This is a genomic window from Microbacterium sp. Nx66 (assembly GCF_904066215.1).
GTDB classification, from domain to species: domain Bacteria; phylum Actinomycetota; class Actinomycetes; order Actinomycetales; family Microbacteriaceae; genus Microbacterium; species Microbacterium meiriae.
In genome coordinates this window covers 262,321-278,200 of the sequence record NZ_LR880474.1, presented here as the reverse complement: position 1 = coordinate 278,200, position 15,880 = coordinate 262,321, and the positions used below count along the sequence as shown (strand labels likewise).

The 15,880-nt window shown below is 66.2% G+C and carries 9 protein-coding genes; 4 read left to right on the top strand and 5 right to left on the bottom strand.

The features are described 5' to 3' along the window. Positions 1-18 precede the first annotated feature (18 nt). The gene (locus MICNX66_RS01245) at positions 19-897 is read left to right on the top strand and encodes a metallophosphoesterase (protein WP_187662989.1); all 879 of its coding nucleotides are present in this window, start codon (positions 19-21) and stop codon (positions 895-897) included. 4 nt (positions 898-901) lie between these two features. Here MICNX66_RS01245 and MICNX66_RS01240 read toward each other — a convergent pair whose 3' ends face one another. Beyond that, a complete protein-coding gene (locus tag MICNX66_RS01240; protein WP_187662988.1) occupies positions 902-1,411 on the bottom strand; it encodes a hypothetical protein in 510 nt (169 codons plus the stop codon). Between the two features lie 98 nt (positions 1,412-1,509). Here MICNX66_RS01240 and MICNX66_RS01235 point away from each other — a divergent pair, with 98 nt between their 5' ends. Beyond that, positions 1,510-2,145, top strand: a complete 636-nt coding sequence (locus tag MICNX66_RS01235) for a hypothetical protein (protein ID WP_232089156.1) — start codon at positions 1,510-1,512, stop codon at positions 2,143-2,145. A gap of 118 nt (positions 2,146-2,263) precedes the next feature. Further along, positions 2,264-3,766 carry a SulP family inorganic anion transporter gene (locus MICNX66_RS01230; RefSeq protein ID WP_187662987.1) on the top strand — a complete coding sequence of 501 codons (1,503 nt, stop codon included), beginning with the start codon at positions 2,264-2,266 and terminating at the stop codon, positions 3,764-3,766. 689 nt (positions 3,767-4,455) lie between these two features. Here MICNX66_RS01230 and MICNX66_RS01225 read toward each other — a convergent pair. Then, on the bottom strand, positions 4,456-5,523 hold the full coding sequence (locus tag MICNX66_RS01225; protein ID WP_174235375.1) for a DNA cytosine methyltransferase: 1,068 nt from the start codon (positions 5,521-5,523) through the stop codon (positions 4,456-4,458). A gap of 75 nt (positions 5,524-5,598) precedes the next feature. On the opposite strand from MICNX66_RS01225, the gene MICNX66_RS01220 reads away from it, so the two are divergent. Then, the gene (locus MICNX66_RS01220) at positions 5,599-6,135 is read left to right on the top strand and encodes a very short patch repair endonuclease (RefSeq protein ID WP_126893698.1); all 537 of its coding nucleotides are present in this window, start codon (positions 5,599-5,601) and stop codon (positions 6,133-6,135) included. Here the strand turns inward: MICNX66_RS01220 and drmB are convergent. The 3 genes from drmB to MICNX66_RS01205 all read right to left on the bottom strand — a co-directional run bounded on the left by drmB (position 6,043) and on the right by MICNX66_RS01205 (position 15,645). After that, a complete protein-coding gene (gene drmB / locus MICNX66_RS01215; protein ID WP_126893697.1) occupies positions 6,043-7,824 on the bottom strand; it encodes a DUF1998 domain-containing protein in 1,782 nt (593 codons plus the stop codon). The genes MICNX66_RS01220 and drmB overlap by 93 nt on opposite strands. After that, positions 7,817-10,450 carry a helicase-related protein gene (locus tag MICNX66_RS01210; protein WP_187662986.1) on the bottom strand — a complete coding sequence of 878 codons (2,634 nt, stop codon included), beginning with the start codon at positions 10,448-10,450 and terminating at the stop codon, positions 7,817-7,819. The genes drmB and MICNX66_RS01210 overlap by 8 nt, the downstream gene beginning before the upstream one ends. Before the next feature lie 560 nt (positions 10,451-11,010). Further along, positions 11,011-15,645: a DEAD/DEAH box helicase gene (locus tag MICNX66_RS01205; RefSeq protein ID WP_187662985.1), complete on the bottom strand. Its 4,635-nt coding sequence runs from the start codon at positions 15,643-15,645 to the stop codon at positions 11,011-11,013. Between the last annotated feature and the right edge of the window lie 235 nt (positions 15,646-15,880).

The window sequence follows — 15,880 nt, the reverse complement described above, 5'->3', positions numbered from 1 at the left end:
CGCCGACCAGGAAGAGACATGATCCTCACCGAACACCCCCGCCCGTCGCACACCTTCGTGCACATCTCCGACACGCACCTGCCGGGTGAACGGTCGCCGCTGTACGGCAGCGGGGCCGACGCCGACGCGAACCTGGCGGAGATGCTCGACCGGCTCGTGGCCTCGGGGCTCCGTCCCGACGCGCTGCTGTTCACCGGAGACCTGACGGACCGGGGCGATGCCGCCGCCTACCGGCGCCTGCGCGAGCTCGTGGCGCCCGCTGCCGCGGCGCTCGGGTGCGAGGTCGTGTGGGCGGCCGGCAACCATGACGACCGCCGTGCCATGCGATCGGAGCTCGGACTCGCGGGGGCGGGTGACGAGCCGATCGTCGAGGTGCGGTGGTTCGGGGGGATGCGCGTCATCGTCGTCGATTCGACGGTGCCCGGCGCGCATTGGGGGGAGGTGCCGTCGTCGCAGCTGGTTCGGCTGGAGGGAGAGCTGTCGACGGCGGCACCGCAGGGCACGCTGCTGCTCATCCACCATCCGCCCCTGCCGACGGTGCTCGACCTCGCCGTGACGGTCGAGCTGCGGGATCAGGACGCGCTGGCCGCGGTGCTGCGGGGGTCGGACGTGCGGGGCATCCTGTCGGGACACGTGCACCACCCGTCGTTCGGCACCTTCGCCGGGATCCCTGTCGCCGTCGCCTCGTCGAGCGCGTACGGGCAGGACCTCGCGCAGCCCGTCGGCGCCACGCGCGGCCAGGACGCCGCGCAGGGCTACAACCTCGTGCACGTCTACGCCGACACCATCGTGCACTCCGCCGTCTCGCTCGAACGCGGCGCGGACGTCGGAGAGCCGGTCGCCGCCGACGAGGCCGGGCGACGGATCGCCGGCGTCGGGATCGACTGGCGGGACTAAGCCGTCACGAGGTGGTCATCGGCGTCACCTCGACATCGATCGAACCGAACGGGAACGGGCTGAACACGGTCCAGGAGTCGCCGGTGAACTGCTCGATCGGGATCAGCGCGAACCACACGTGCGAGACGACGATCGCGACCACCACGAACAGTCCGACTCCGCGCAGGGTCCACTCCAGCATCCGCAGCGCCGCGCGCTCATCGGCCGCCTTCATCACGCGACCCAGCGCGAGCAGCACGATGACGGCGATGCCGAGGTAGACGAGGGGGCTCGGCGCGAGCGTCAGCTGGATGCACTGGGGAGCCTCGTCCACCGGCTGGCCCGCGGAGTCGATGAACCCGCCGTTCGCGTCGACGCCGCCGGGGCAGATGCCCTTGCTCGCGGTCATGAGCGCCGGGTAGAGGAACGCGGTGATCAGCGACCAGAGGAGGACGCGGCGGATCGCGGCGATGACCACGGCCCCGGGGAGCGCGGCGGATGCCGTGTCCGGGGAGGCGGAGGGGGCGAGCGACATGCGGGGCTCCTTCGGGGGCGGTCGCGTTCATCCTGGCGGATGTGCGGGGCGGTTGGAAGCCTTCCTGGTTTCTCCTCGGTCGTCGGTAGCGTGAAGGAGTGAAGATCACCGCCCACGCATTCGCGGCCCGGTTCGACGTGCCGATAGCAGAGGCGCGCACCGCTCTCCGGTCCCGTCACGGTGCTCTTCCGAAGGGCGGGAAGGCGTGGGACCTGACCGCCGAGGAAGTTCTTGATCTCTTCGATGAGGTCTTCGCTAGGGAAGTAGCTCGGCCTCTCGAGTCGGAGCCGACGTCCGCGCTGCTGACGCAGTACGCGCAGATTCTCGCAGAGCTGCGCATGCGCGGAGTCGTCCGGACCGGAAACGCGCCCCTCGGCGACTACGCCGAGTACATCGCCGCTCAGGCCTACGGTGGCGTTCTCGAGCCGAACTCCGCCAAGTCGTACGACGTGCTCGCGGGTGACCGTCGCATTCAGGTGAAGGCCCGAACGAGGAGCGCATCCACGAGTGCGAATGCGGCCTTCTCCGTCTTTCGATCCTTCGACTTCGACGTCGCCACGCTCTTGGTGCTGGATTCGCGCATGTATGCGCTTCAGTGGGCGAGGGAGATCGGACCAAACGAGGTCCGCAATGCTTCACGCTGGTCAGCCCATGTGAATGGCCATCTTCTGTCTCTCCGTGCTGCGCAGACTCTGGGGCGGGATGTGACGGCGGAGTTCACGCCCTTCCTCTGAGAGTGACTGCCCAGGCGACAGCGTCCGAGGCGCCAAGCCCGCACCGGAGGAGAGGCTGAACCGTGCGCGTAGGCTGGAACGTCTGCCTCCTCTCTGAGGCGCCTTCCCCTGGAGCTCCATGTCTGCAACGACGGTCGACGACCGCGCCCGTTATCGCGCCCACCCCTCGGTGCTCGATGCGCTGAAGAACCCGCGACTGCTGACGCGGGAGGTGCTGGCCGGGCTCGTCGTCGGACTCGCGCTGATCCCGGAAGCGATCGCGTTCTCGGTGATCGCGGGGGTGGACCCGAAGGTCGGACTATTCTCGTCGTTCATCATGGCGGTGTCGATCGCGTTCCTCGGCGGGCGGCCGGCGATGGTGACCGCGGCGACCGGGGCCGTGGCGCTCGTGATCGCTCCCGTCGCGCCGACGTACGGGCTCGACTACTTCATCGCGACGGTCATTCTCGCCGGGATCTTCCAGGTGAGCCTCGGGGTGCTCGGCGTGGCGAAGTTGATGCGCTTCATCCCACGCAGCGTCATGGTCGGGTTCGTGAACGCACTGGCGATCTTCGTGTTCAGCTCGCAGTTCCCGCAGCTCATCGACGTGCCGTGGCTGGTGTATCCGCTGGTGGCGCTCGGGATCGTCGTGATGCTGGCGATGCCGAAGCTCACCAAGATCGTGCCGGCGCCGCTCGTGTCGGTGATCATCGTGACGGGCGTGGTGCTCGCCTTCGGGATCACGGTGCCGACCGTCGGCGATCAGGGTGAGCTGCCGCGGAGTCTGCCGTCGCTGTTCATCCCGAACGTCCCGCTGACGTGGGAGACGTTCACGATCATCGCGCCGTTCGCGCTCGGGGTCGCGCTCGTCGGGCTGATGGAGTCGCTGCTCACCGCGAAGCTCGTCGACGAGATCACCGACACCCACTCGAACAAGACGCGCGAGTCGTGGGGGCAGGGCGTCGCGAACGTGCTGTCCGGGATGTTCGGCGGCATGGGCGGATGCGCGGTGATCGGTCAGACGATGATCAACGTGAAGGCGTCAGGCGCGCGGACCCGCATCTCGACGTTCTGCGCCGGGATCTTCCTGTTCCTGCTGGTGGTCGTGTTCGGCGACTTCGTCGGGACGATCCCGATGGCGGCGCTCGTGGCCGTGATGATCATGGTCGCGATCGGGGCGTTCGACTGGCACAGCGTGCGGCCGTCGACGCTGAAGCGGATGCCGAAGAGTGAGACGTTCGTGATGGTGGCGACCGTTTCGTTGGTCCTGGTGACGCACAACCTGGCTGTCGGGGTTGTCGGCGGGGTGCTGGTCGCGTCGGTGCTGTTCGTGCGGCGGGTGGCGCACTTCGTTTCGGTTCGTCGGGTTCTGGGGCCGGCTGGCGGTGTGGTGACGTACGTCGTCGAGGGGGAGTTGTTCTTCGCGTCGAGCAATGATCTGACGACGTTGTTCTCATATACGTCGGATCCTGAGCGAGTTGTGGTTGATCTGTCCGGGTCGCATGTGTGGGATGCGTCGACCGTTGCGGCGTTGGATGCGATCGAGACGAAGTATCAGGCGTTGGGGAAGACGGTGGAGATCGTCGGGATGAATGACTCGAGCGGGACGATGCACGGGCGGTTGACCGGCGGACTCGAGTAGTCCTGTTCGACGCCGGTGCGCTGACTCGACATCGGGACCGTCGCGCAAACCTGCCGCGCGAACCAGGTCGATGTAGTCGAACCATGGCAGCGAAGCCGATGCTCCTCGCCACTTCACCGGCTCCTCGTGGCAATGAGATCTGCCGCACGTTCGCCCTACGAGGCGCAACGCTGCTAAGTGGGACGCGATGCGGCTCGGGATCCCCGTGTTGTTCGACGACATCTAGAAAGACGAGCCTTGGAAGTGGACCCGCAGGGCACCGGCAGGCCGCCGAGGAACGCAACGTAGCCGACGCCGCGCTACAACGGGCGACTTGCCGCGACCTCACGATCGCGGTCTACGGCTCAGCTTCGCGAGCGCGTGCAGTCACGAGTCTGCTGACGCCATTCCCTCCATCCGACCGCTTTACGCCCACCTGCGCCGACAGGATGACTCGATCGCCAGGACTGTCACGGCCGTCGGCGGCAGGTCGTCGGCTCAGTGGGCCGAGACGTGTACGCGGTGGGCGCGGGAGGACGGCATGTTCCTCACCTCCAAAGGCACCGCGCTCGCGATGCAGCGAGCAGGTCCTGAGCAATCGGACACGCACATCGTTGATGAGTGGTGAGCACGGCCGGACATCCATCTAGTTCCGTTGATGCTGGGTCAACTTGATGCGTGCGGCGACTCGCGGATGGCTTGCGCCGTCCTCAGATCAGCGCATCAGCGAGCAGATTGCCGATCGCCCTGCCCAACGGAATCGGCACGGCGTTGCCGATCTGTCGGGCGATGGCGGTACGAGAACCCGCGAACCGGTAGTCGACAGGGAACCCTTGCAGCACTGCTGCTTCATAGTGCGTGATGGCACGGTCGGCGAAGGGATGCAGATAACGACCCTTCTCCGGTTTGAAGAACTCGGTCCTGATCGTCACCGACGGCTTGTCGAGATGAAGCCGACCCATCACGTCGCCGGAGCCGGACTTATGCTTCCGCCAGCACGGGGCGAGAAGCTCATCCGGGAGGTCGAAGCGATTGCCGCCCGGTGGGATCTCCGCGAATCGTCGAAGTGAGATGTCGGCGTAGTCACGCCCGACGTGGAGCTCTCGCGATGACCACCAACCGCGGTGATCACGGCCGTCGATCTTGACGCGACGATCATCGAGATGGAGGCCAACCCCGTGCGAGATGCCCGAAAAGGCCTCGCCCACGCTGATGTGCTCGTCACGATGATGGCTGGGCTTCGGCAGTCCGGTCTCCGGCATGTCACGATGGCGCCCGATCAGGATCGCGCGCCTGCGCGCCTGAGGCGTGCCGAAGTCCGCTGCATTCAACACATCCCATTCGAACGAGTAGTCACGAAGGATGCCGTTGCTCTCCGTTGATTCCGTGAGTGCTCGGAACTGCGGGGACTTGGCGAACACCGCGACGTTCTCGAGCACGAAGTACTTCGGCTGCGCGCGGATGATCGTCTCTGCGTACTCCCTCCAGAGAGTGTTCCGCTCGTCTTCGACGTTCTGCTTCCCCAGCGTCGAGAAGCCCTGACACGGCGGCCCGCCGACGACGATGTCGACCGACGGCACCACTTCATCCTGCAGCCAATCCTCGATCCCCCCCTGGAAGGTGATGCCCTCCCCATGGTTGAGCGCGAAGGTCGCGGCCGCGTCTCGGTCCTTCTCGACAGCACGCACGACATCGAATCTCGACGATGCCTCGTGCATCCCCTGCGTGAGGCCACCTGCGCCGGCGAATAGGTCGAGGACGGTGATGGCGTTCCCCAACGGTGCCTCCCGGGCGTTCGAGACCCGCAGTGCAGAACGGGTCGATCTGATCCTACGACGTTGCAGTATTGACGGATGGAGACGTCGCCGGCATCCGCGGGATCCGATTCGTGGGCGAGCAGTCCGGGAGCGAGAGCGAGCATGCGCGCTAACCGTGGACGCGATACGGGACCGGAGATGCTCGTACGACGCCTCGTCCATCGGTCCGGTCTCCGATATCGCGTCAGCGCTCGTCCTGAGCGAGACCTGCGCCGCACCGCCGACCTTCTGTTCCGACGGGCTCGGGTCGCTGTGTTCCTTGACGGCTGCTTCTGGCACGGGTGTCCTGATCACCATCAGTCTCCGAAATCGAACGCGACGTTCTGGTCTGACAAGGTCACGGCGAATCGAGCTCGCGATGCCGACACCACCCGTGTCCTCAGCGAACGAGGTTGGTCGGTCGTGCGCATCTGGGAGCATGAGATCCGGACGGACGCACATGACGTGGCCGCCCGGATCGTCAGGGAAGTGCGACGGAGGTCACCCGACCCGTTGCCCGAGAAGGGTGTCGAGAACGGGACCGAAGAACCCGGTCACGTTTCCGCCCCCGACGACGAAAGTCCTGTCGAGTAGGAGGTTCGACGACTCGCACGACGTTTCGGGGGCAAGACTGCACGCGTGGCATGCAGCCAGGTTGAGGCCGTCGATGCTCTGCGGTTCGGATTCGGAGCACACCGGATCGTTCGGGCACCACGCGGCCTGCTGGAGCGCCGCCACGATGCCCTCGACGAGGAGGTCCGGTTCACCCTGCCTCACAAGTCCCCCAAGAGTGCCCTCGACGTCCGACGTGGTCGTGTAGATGAAGATGCCGTAGTCACCCTCCGACTCGCAGTAGATGCGCTCCTTGAGCGAGGCGGCTGTGTACCCGCTGGTGAACGCGAGTTCGCGCATCAGCAGATGCGCGAAGGAGTGGAGCAGCACGTACTCGGCGGAAGCCAGATGAAGCCGCCGACCCAGCACAGAGTGGTTCTGATGATCGAGAAGCGTGGCCGCCAACTGCTGCACTGCCGGCTGATCCGCCCATCTCTTGACGGCCGGGGGATCGAATCGGATGAAGATGCCCTCGCCGTATCCCTCGGCGGCCGGCAACCACGTCTTCTCGAAGGACTGCGTGGGCACCGCCGCGACCGCCGTAGCGTCCGGCGAGTAGCGGCGGAAGCCACGCACGGCGCGCACGTCGCGGAGGCGGTCGATCAGCACCACGTCCTTCACTCGCGCGACGACGCCGTCGACCGCATCGATGCCCTTCGGGTGCAACTTGATCGCACGCGTGACGAAGTCCTCGGTCGGAGTCTTCCCCGTCACAGCGCCCACGAATGCCTCGAACTCGTCAGCCTGGAGCGTGCTCATGATCTCCCGGCGCTCGCCGGGCGAGTCATCGACCTCCAGCAGCGCCTCGATCTCAGCGGCCGGCACGCCGAGGTCTGCGACCATCTGCGTGATCATGACGTCGCGTACCGGTGACGGAGCTCCCCGAAGCCCTTCGAACATCGCGTGCCCGCGGATGGCGTCCTCGTTCTCCGACGCCCGACTCGGCACCGGTGGGATGTCGATGGCGCTGACGGTCTCACTGAAATGCAGGCTCGTGGCCCCACGTTGCTGGGCGTCGAGCGGCTTCCCACAACCGGTCCACTCGTACTCCCACGGCTGCGTGCCGGTGCACTTGAATCCGTCCTTGGCCAGAGCATCGCGGCGCAGCTCTCCGAGTGAGCGGCGTGATCCGCATGCGTCGCACGACACCTGCAGGCTGCTGAGACCGTCACCCGCGCCCTCGAGCGTCTTGAACCGCAGCTTCTCCGCCGACTTGCATTCTCCTTCGGATCCGCGGTGCACCCAGTCGGCCCACGGGACGTCGCTCAGGTGACTGTTCTCCGTGCACACGAGGACGAATCGCATCGGCACCAGACGTCCGTCGCAGGACACCTGAGTGCAGTGCGGCACTCCGCCCGTCTCGAGACTCGCGCTCCACTTGATCAGTCGTCGACAGACCTGACAGAACAACCAGCCGGGGAACCTGACCAGTTCCAGACCTGGCACGGAGCCCTTCTCCGGCTCGTGCGTCGTAGGAGCCGCCCACAGCTCCTGCACGTGCAGCGCATCGGCCAGACGGTCGGACTCCACGCGCTCGCGCACCTTCGGCGAGGGCCAACGATCACCCGTCGGCACCATGAAGGACTGACCGAGGATGTCGACGATCGCTCCCGGCCCGTAGGGGGCGACAGTCTCCGATGCTCGGATCGTCTTCACCGTCGACTCAGCCATTCCGCTCTCCCTTCGCCCGCACCTTCACGACTCTGTCCACGTTCCTCATCGAGTTCATCACCGGCCAACCGACGCCGGGCTCCGTGAACTGCCGAAGCAAGCGCTCGTCCTGGTTCTTGGACTGATAGACGAGGGACTTGCCGGCCGATTCAGTTCGCTCCCTGGCCTCGACCCATTGGAGCACCGCGTCATCGATCTCCTTGCCGACCTCCACGGCTTCGCGTGGATCCGCGCACAGGACATGTTGCTTCAGCAGGGAGACCGCCTTCTTGACGCCGGCCGAGTCCGGGTCGAAGTGGGCGGCATCCGCGTTGCCGTTGCGTCCGACTCCGTGCCTCACGAGTATCACCAGCGCGGCATGCAGTGCACGACGTCGAGCCTGAAGCGACCAGGGTGTGACGCTCGAGGGCTCCACGAACCGATAGTAGGAATTGTGGTAGGCCTGGAATGATTCGAACACCGAACGATCACGCGGTTTCCCGGCTCTGAACATCGTCACGACGAGCCCCGGTGTCGATCCTCGCCCGACGCGCGAGGTCGCCTGGATGTATTCGGCGGTGGTCTTCGTGTGACCGTTGACGAGCATGACGCCCAGGCGCTGCACATCGATGCCGACCGACATGATGTTGGTCGTCGCGAGGGCGTCGATCACTTCGGGATCCTCGGGACCACGCTCGAGCCGCTCCAGAAGGCGCACGAGTTCCGCGGAAGGCACATTGCCGTTCAATTCCTCGACACCGTCCGGTCCGATCACGCGGGTCGGACGGTCGCCGCCCGAGCGACGGAACAGGTTGCTCTGCACGTCGTCGCGAAGGATGGTCACGGTCCTGCCGAGCTCTCGCAGGCTGTTGTGATACACCGCGAGGGTCCAGTAGCGATCCTTCGCCATGCCCTCTAGGCCGGTCGACACCGGCGCGTCGAGCAGCTCCGTCGCGATCTGACCGATGGCCCACGACGGCGTGTGCGCCTGCGGCATTATTCCGAGGTACAGGCGACCGGCCGCCTCGGGATCAGGCTCGGAGAAGTGGTTGTCCTCCGCACGAAGACCTGCGGGCGGGAACGCCTCGACCCTCTTCGCCATCAGACCCCTGACCTGCTCTCTCGACGCGCGCGTCGTCGCGGTCGACGCCACAACCTTCGGGGCTGTGCCGTTCCACTGCAGAAGCGCTCCGATCGCTGCTTCGTAAACGCCCACGATCGTCCCGAGAGGCCCGGAGAGGAGGTGCAGCTCATCCTGGATCACGAGTGACGGCGGATCACAGACCGTGTCGATGCCGAACATACGAGCGCCGTCCGAGATCCACGCGAGGCGCGCGAGCTTGTCGACGGTCGCGACGAGCATGGTGGGAGGATTCGCGTAGATGCCCTCGTCGACCACCTGCACCGGAAGCGTGGAAGAGAAAGGACAGTCATCGGCGGGGCAGAAGAACTCGAACCCGTATGCGTCCGCCTTGACCCCGTAGGCGCGATCCTTCCCACTCTTGTGCTTGGGCATGATCGGCGTCGCGCACCAGGGACACTGCAGCAACTGAAACGGGTTGTCCGGCTTGCTCTGCTGGCGCACTTCCCGCAGCTGCTTCTCGGCCTGCTTGAACGTGCCCGGGGTCGTCGTATTACCGAGCCAGAGGCCGATCGAGAAGTCGGGCATACCGTCGAGCCGCTCATCGTCGAGACGCATCAGTTCGAGCGCGCAGATCAGCGTGGCTGCTCGCTGGAATTGCTGCGCGGTGAGAAGACGCATCGTGTAGCGCGTGAGCACGGCCATGCCTCCGCCCTTGACTCCGCGCGCCAACCGACGTCTGATCATCTCGATCGCGGCGAGGCCGAGGTAGGCTTCGGTCTTTCCCCCGCCCGTCGGGAACCAGATGAGATCGACCAGTTCCCGATCGTCATGGGAATCGTGGACGGTGGAAGCGAGTGAACTGAGGATGAACCCGATCTGGAACGGGCGCCAGGTCGGCTCATCCGCCCCCTTATCCTCGAAGAGCCGGCGGCCGTATCTCGTCTCCTTGTCCACGACCTTGCGCTGACGCAGCATCTGCCACCGCATGGCCGTGTTCGCCATCCGGAACGCCTGCAGCACCTGCGCGTCGTCGCTAAGCAGCCTGAGGCCCTCTTCCATCCGAGCGAGCGCGCGCTTCTGCCGTTCGACGATGTCATCGGCGATCTTTCTGTCCTCCGACGCGACCGCGGAGGCATCGGCAGCCTGTCCCTCGATCCACGCCGCATAGTCGCGCGCAACGGAGGAGAGACCGTCGACGAGGTCGGCAGCCGACACCGACTCATCGGCCAACCACCGCATGCGCACGGCATCACCTGAGCCGCGCTTCGCCCGGATCGCGCTGACTTCGGTCTCGGGGATCGTGGTCGTGCGCACGGTCACGGGTGCCGTCTCCGGTGACCATTCCACGGCGACGCCGTGTCCGATGGCGAAGGACGGCTTGTCCCGATAACGGAATGCGAGTTCCTTGTCGTCGTCGGACACCAGCACGCCTGTCTGCGGATAGGGCAGGAGACCCGTCTCATCCGTGCAGGCCAATTCGACCTGGAACAGGCAGAGTTCGGCATCCCGCTTAGCCTCGCCCGCGCCGACCTCGGCGGAGTTCGAGAGCGCGACTGTCGTCAACCACCGTCCGTCGAATCGGCGCGACCTCCACGACAGCGTGGCGCGGCCCTCGAAGACGGGGGTGCTCGAACTCGCGCCGACCTCGATGAACTCCGGTCCCGTCAGCGGGCGCCTCACCCAGTCGTCGTCATCGTTCTTCTCGTACACCCCCGCGGCGAGATCGACACGCAGCGCGGATCCCGCGTGCAGGAAAGAGACGCCCATAGATGCCGGAGCCCAGCCGAACGCGCCGGTGAGGTTGACGCCGAGGTCCTCGGCCTCCGCGTCTTCCGTCTCGCCCGCCGCCAGCTCGGTCTCCCATTCGAGCCCTTCATCGTCCGAGACGGGACCGACCGTGTCTTCGACATCCTCGAGCTCCACGGCAGCGGCCGCCCCCTGCTCGACCGGGTAGAGCGTGCCGACCAGATAGGCGTACACCGGGCTGCGATGCAGCACCTCGGTCGCACCGCCGTGCGGACCGAGCCAGCGCCGGCGGACCTCGGCGACGACGGCGTTCCTCCCCTCGCGCGCGTCCGTGATCGGCGTCGGTTGCGCCGTGACCTCGGTGGTCTCGATGTCGGTCATGCTTTGCTCCAGAGATAGTCGAACTCGTTGTATGCGAGGTCCTCACCGAACTGCTCGAAAGTGTCCTCGACATTGACGATCAGGCACCGCTCGGTACCGCCGTTGGCCGGTCCACGGAGACCGCGGCCGACCATCTGCAGGTACCGGTTCGGGCTGAACGTCGGGCGCGCGATGTAGAGGGCTCGCACCATCGGGGCGTCGAAACCCTGGGTGAGCAGATCGCAGTTGACCAGCACCTGCGTCTCACCCGACTTGAACTGCTCCACCACGCGACGACGGTGCTGCCGGCGCATGCTCCCGTCGACGGAGTCCGCGTTCACCTTCTCCAGCCGAAGCAAAGCCGCGATCGTGTGCGCCGACGCGACGGATGCGGCGAACACGAGGATCGGCCACGTCGGATCCTGCTCCTTGATGTGCCGGACGACCGTGAGCGTGCGCTGCATGTCCTGACCGATCGCGGCGAGCATGCCGGGCGTGACCTCTTTCATCTTCCGGAACTCGGCGTCCTGCTGGCCGACCCCGACGTCGACACCGTCCAGCACGTGATAGTCCACCTGGGAGAGGACGTTCCATGACCGGAGTTGCGCGATCGGGTCTTCGGGGTCGAGTGACTCCAGCCGGTTCTCACCGAAACGCTGGGCGAAAAGGCGGTTGATCTCATCGTTGCGCCCGCGGAAGGGAGTCGCGGTGAGGCCGAGCAGAGGGCGGTCGGTCCTGTGTGCGGTCAGTCCGAGATGCCGCAGGATGTCGGTGTAGGTCTTCGACAACGCCGTGTGAGCCTCGTCGATCACCACGATCCCCGGCGTCGTGAGCCACTCGTACTGCGGTTCTCCCAGGCGGCGGCCGAGAGTCGCGTCGATCGCGACGACCACATGGAGCTCCTCATCGGATTCATCCAGTTCGTAACCGCTCCAGAACCGGCTCACGTCGAGCGCCCGTTCGTCACCGAAGGCCCGCCAGACCTCCGAGAACGAGTGGATCGCCTGCTCGCAGAGCTCCTCGCTCTGAGCGATCCACAGCACGGGCGACTCGATCTCGCCGGCCTTCATCAGCTTGACGAGCGCCTCCACTGTCACGCGAGTCTTGCCTGCACCGGTGGGCAGGTAGAGGAGACCGCGTCGACCGGCCGGGTCCTCGGCTGCGACCAGTGCTCCGATCTTGTCCGCCACCTCGCGTTGGTAGTCATGCAGCGGATTCAATGTGAGCTTGCCCTGGATGTGGCTGACGGCAGACGGCTTCTTTTCCCGGCTGCCGGCATAGGAGGTGTCGAACCCGAGATTCTTCACGGCGGCCAGCGCTTGCGCGGAGCCGTCCCACTTCTCGGGGACGGGAACGCCGCGCTGACGGAGGACATCACGCAGTTCTCGGACGGAGTCGTACCCGTGCACGCGCACGAACAGCTCGGCGATCCCTCGGTCATCGAGCGTCCCGGTGTTTGACTCGACCGCGGCGAGAAGACCGTCGGGCAGATTGGCCCGCAACGCATCCGCACCCGCGAGAAGCAGAAGACGCTTCTCGTCGTTGCGTGCCGCGCGCGCCGACGCGATCAATTCGCTCTGACGAAGGCTCTCGTCGTGCCGCAGCACCGTCCGCACGTCATCCGCGGTGAGACCGAGCTCGAGTTCGGCGGACAGGACGGCGAGCGCATCATCGATCTCGAGCGAGGCATCGACCGTCACGGCACGGTCCTGATGCGTCGCCTTGAGCCTTTTCTTCCTGGTCCCCCGTGCACTCTGGAGCACGCGATGGATAGATGCGGCGCGCGCGACCGTCGCCCGCCCGAGGGGCACGAGCACGTGGCTCTGAAGGCTCGGATGGATGTCGAGGAGCGGGATGGCCTCGGTCGCGCCCACGATCTCGACCGACTGGTGCAGCGCGTCCTCAGCGGAGATCAGGCCCCACCGCTCGGCGAGACGCGGATCGCCCGAGGCGGTCGGGACGTACGCGACTCCGGCCTCCTCGAGGTCAGCGACTCCGACACCGTCAACGACGATGGCCACCTCGCTGCGCGGGGTGAGAACGACCGAGCCGTTGATCACCGCCGGCACGTGCTCGGGAACCGCGACCTCGGATCGGCGCGCACATTCCTGGATCAGCTCAGCGAACTCCGCAGCATGGTGGAGCGTGTAATCGCCGCGCGCGAGGAAGTCCTCAAGCATGCTCACCGGCACCGACGCGAGGTCCTTGGGCAGCGGCAACCCGGCGACCGCGTCATGGGAGGCCACCGGAAGGAAGGCCGAGAATCTACGCAGCGACCCCGATACCGCGGCGTCCGGTCGCCGTGCACCCAAAGAGGTCTGGATGAGTCCGCGACTGCGCACGGCCCACCATTCCATCGTGGAGACCATGATCTCGGCCCTGCGGCCACGGAGCGGCACGTCCAGCACGAACTGGGTGTTGCCCATCCGCGCGAGGATCGCGTGAGTCCACGCCACACGGTCCTGCTCCGAGAGGTCATCCACCAGCAGATCCAAAGGTCCGACGCCGCGCATGTCGGGGACGGTGATGGTAGGGGCCGACAGGCCATTCGCCGCGAGGTAGCGGCGGACGACGTCTTCGATCGTCGCGACGTAGTCGCCGCGCAGGCGGTCCCTCTCGAGCTCGCGATCGCGCTCCGGGGCGGTGAATGCTCCCGCCGCTGTTCGAAGCGCGATGTTGGGGACGATCGATGCGTCGATCTGACGCATCGCGATGTCCCGTGCGATCGACCCGTCGGCGACGAGATCCGACGCAGCACGCCAGGTGCCGGCCTCCGTGCGAATGAGGACGCGCACCCCTCGCTCACGTATCCCCTCCACGGCACGGGCGGCGACCTGTGGCGTGGCGGTGTTCAAGGTCGCCCAGAGGTGCGCCCATTCGGCTTCGCTCCATCGATCTGTCGCTGAAGCAGCCAGGGCTGAAGCAGCCTCGTCGACCGTGACCCCGCGGAACCGGAGCTGCCGGAGCAGATCGTGAGAAGCGTCCGCGACGTCCGACCGGACGAGTTCCACGCCGTCGGGTACGACGGCGCCCGGGACTGGGAGCAGAACTGTGTCGGACTGATCGGCTCGTACCCATCCACCGCTCTCTACGGGGATGACGCGGGCTGAGAGCGCCTGGTCATGAGTGGGGCGGGCGTTCGCCGCGAGCTCCACGAGGATCCGAAGAGCGCCATCGACTCCTTCAGCGCTCTGGTCGCCGACGAGTTCGGTCAGCCACGCCGCGACGCCCGACTCCTGCGGGCTGCGCTCTTCTTCGTCTCCGCCGAGCAGTGACCGAAGGCGATTGCGGCGGGCAGACGTCGAGAAGCACCGCGCGTGCGGCATGGTCTCGCGGGGAGCACGCTCCTGCCAGATCTCGGCTGCGGTCACCGTCAGGGGACTCCTGACGATGTCAGGTACACCGGTGAAGTATGGCGGCACCTTGAGCGCGCCCGTCACGTCGGGGATCAACGCGCGACTTCTCGCGCGTCTCGGGATCTCGGCCGACAGGAAGCTGTCCGCCGGGCTCCGGCTCTCCCGGCCGCGAGCGGGGAACAGATCGAGATGCGCTCCCGGATCATCCGCCGTCGAGGCGCGCGACACGACGTCGAGGAACAGCTCGGCGCCGACCTCGAGCATGGCGGCGTTCAGCTTCGATGCGACGATCAACGACGTGCGGTCGTCATTCACCTGCCAAGGAGCGTTGAAGATGCCGCTCGCGGTGGTCTGGTCGCGCAACGGAAACCACGCCCAGAGCTGCCCGGGGCTCGCACGTCCCTCGGGCCTGACGGCGTAGGAGATGGTCATCGACTGGCGCAGGGCCGTGGCCGACAGCGTCGAGGCGACGTCGATCGTCGGCGTGTACTCGCGCTCGGCGTAGAGCCAGCGGCTGCGCACGCCCTCGGGATCGACGATGACGACCTGTCCGTCGTTCTGATCGCCCTCGCGGCGGAAGTCCCGCGAGACAGCGGCGGTACCCGGGCGGTCCTGCATCGTGATGCGCAGACGGTCGAGGGCCTTGAAGAAGAGCAGGGACTCGGGCGAGAACGCCTTGAGCTCCTTCCGGAGCCGATCGCCCTCGCGCGTGAGCGGCAGTTTGACGATGGTGGTCGCCCAGCCCATCATCTCCGCGAGGTTCTGATCCTCACGCCTCGCTTCATCTACGTCGACCACACTCGGCACGCGCAGAAGTGGGTAGCGACCGCCGTCAGATGGGATTCCCGCGAAAAGCTCAGACGTCTCGGGGGCATTGAAGGCGAAACTCACCGATCGGCTGTAGATCTGCGGGTGATCACTCACACCGAGCACGGACTTGAATCCGAGCCCGAACCGTCCGATCTCGTCCCCACGCTTGGAGCTCAGGAACGCGTAGGTCACGGCAGTCAATCCGTCGGCGTCGAACCCCGCGCCCTCGTTGGCGCAGTACAGCGCTCCGTCGGCGAGGCGGAACTCCACCATCCCCGGCGATCCGCCTGCGGCGAGCGCGTCCACCGCGTTCTGCAACAGCTCGGGTATCTGTCTCGTGCCGTATCCGCCGGACTTGAAGCTGTCCTCCTGTCGGACATGCTCGACCAGCAGATCGTGGTCTTCCTCGTAGACGCGCAGCGCCCTGGACTGTCTCTCCGAGATGTGATCCTGCAACGCGGGATCCATCAGCTCCGGCCAGCTCATGTCGAACCTCTCCTCCTGTCAGCGGATCAATTCCGCGCCGAGGCGAGTGCTCAGCCGAGTGACGTTACGGAGGACCTCAGACATTCCGCTTCGAACGCCACCCCCTGGCGATCATTATGGAGGAGGTTTCATCCGTTCGCATGAAGTCGAGCAGTCGAACATCCGACGAATCGACAAACTCCTCGAGCGACCTCGGATCGCTACGATGGCGGAGAGCGGATCGACCGCCGGCCGG